This is a genomic window from Variovorax sp. 20P10.2.4 (assembly GCF_058244205.1).
Genome location: NZ_JBZAYE010000971.1, coordinates 1 through 1,964 on the forward strand (window position 1 = coordinate 1; position 1,964 = coordinate 1,964).

Consider the following 1,964-nt stretch of genomic DNA (forward strand, 5'->3'; position numbering starts at 1 on the left):
CGGGCAGCGACACCGCGAGCAGCCGGCCCATGGCATCGTGCGTGAGCCGGGTCTGCTGGCCGGCGGCATCGGTCACGGTCTTCAGGTGGCCCCAGCCGTCGTAGTCGTAGCGCGTGGTCTTGCCCGAGCAGTCGGTGAAGGCCACGAGCAGCGCGCGCTCGTTCCAGCGCAGGCGGGTGTGGCCGCCGTGCGCATCGGTCACGAGGATCGGCAGGCCGCGCCGGTCGTGGCTGTAGCTGCGGGTCCGGCCCAGCGGATCGGTCTCGCGCACGAGGTTGCCCTCGTCGCTGTAGGCGTAGACGTGGGCACTGCCGTCGGCCTCGGTTTCGCGCCAGGGCAGGCCGAAGTCGGTCCAGCCGGTGCCGCGGGTGCGGCCCAGTGCGTCGGTGCGGCTGCTGGGAAAGCCCTGCGCGTCGTAGTCGCAGCGCGTGGTGGCGCCGTCGGGCTCGGTGATGGCGACGAGCTGACGCAGCGCGTTGTAGCGGGCGCGCCAGTACTGGCCCTCGGCATTGGTGTAGCCGAGGATCTGGTGCTCGTCGTTCCACTGCCAGGTGAAGCCGCGGCCGAGCTGGTCGGCCACATGGGTCTCGCCGACGGCCACGCCGGGGTCGTCGAGCGGCGGCGCATCGTCGGGCCGCAGCCGCAGGTAGCGGACCTCGTGGCGCTCGCCGTCGCTGGTCCAGTGGCGCGCCACGCGGGCCTCGGCGCCCGTGCCGGTCCATTCGTAGCGGCATTCGCGGCCGACCGCGTCGGCATGCAGGCACATGAGGCCCTGCGCGTCGTACGCGAAGCGCCGCGCCACCACGCCGTTGCGGTCGGTCACCTCGGCCAGGCGGCCGTGGTCATCGTGGCGGTAGCGCACCAGCAGGCCCGGCGATTCGCCCGGCGCGCCGACGGCGATGCGCACGGCATCGAGCCGCGGGCTCTCGCCCGTGTACTCGAGCGCGAGCAGGCGGCCGGTGCCATCGGTCATCGCGACGAGGCGGCCCAGCGCATCGTGGCGCAGGTCGATGAAGTTGCCGTTGCGGTCTTCCACGCGCGCGAGCTTCAGCAACTGACCGTTGCGCGCTGCGTCGGCGGGCGGCTCGAACAGGTAGAAGAGCCCGCTCGGCACATGGATGAAATAGTGGCCGCCCTCGCTGCGGCACAGGTCCAGCCCTTCGCGCAGGCACAGCTGGCGCGATCCGGGTTCGAGATCGGGCAGCTCGACCTCGCGCCCCTGCGTGTCGATCAGCACCACCACGGGCTCGCCCGTGGCGCCGACATCGAGCCGCAGTTGCGAGCCATAGGGCAGGTTCCAGCCCTGCCCCAGCGCGCCGTCGCGCCGCAGGTCGTGGCTGCTGTAGAAGCGCTGCCATTCGATGGGCAGCGCGCCCGGCAGGCGGAAGTCGAGCTCGGCCTCGCCGCCGAGGAACTTGCCGCCCGTGGCCGCATGCACCGGGTTGCCGAAGGAGCTCACCAGGCCGTGGATGCCCATGCCCACGCCGATGGCGCCCTCGATCAGGCAGGGCAGCGCCTTGCGGCCCTGGCGCGCGAGCTTCGGCAGGCAGCGCAGGCCCTTGTAGATCATCACGAGGTTGAACACGGTCACGGCGATGCGCGAGATCAGCGGCACCTCGTCGGCCACCTCGCGCACGCGCGCGGTCGGCCCGCCGATGAAGACATTGGGCGAGCCTTCGCTGACCTTGGCGCCGCACTCGGTGTGGTCGTCCTTGCGCGAGGCCACGCCGCGGTTGATGAACACGGTCTCGGCGCCCTCGGCCAGCAGGATCTGCGGCGAGTCGCGCGAGCAGCTCACGGTGTCCATCGGAATGTCGGGCGAGGCGCGCGCCGCGCCCACGGCCTTGCTGTTGACGAACACGTCCGACGAGGCGCTGGTGATGGCGCCGGTCACGGTGAGCGTCTCGGGCACCAGCGCATCGGCGATCGATTCGCCGAGGCTCGCACCCACGTAGCCGCCGGCC

Annotated in this window: 1 protein-coding gene; it reads right to left on the bottom strand. The window is 72.0% G+C overall.

Annotated elements, in window-relative coordinates; genetic code table 11:
• The coding region (locus AC27VN_RS40060; protein WP_490880299.1) for a DUF6531 domain-containing protein at positions 1-1,964 on the bottom strand (1,964 nt) is incomplete at both ends.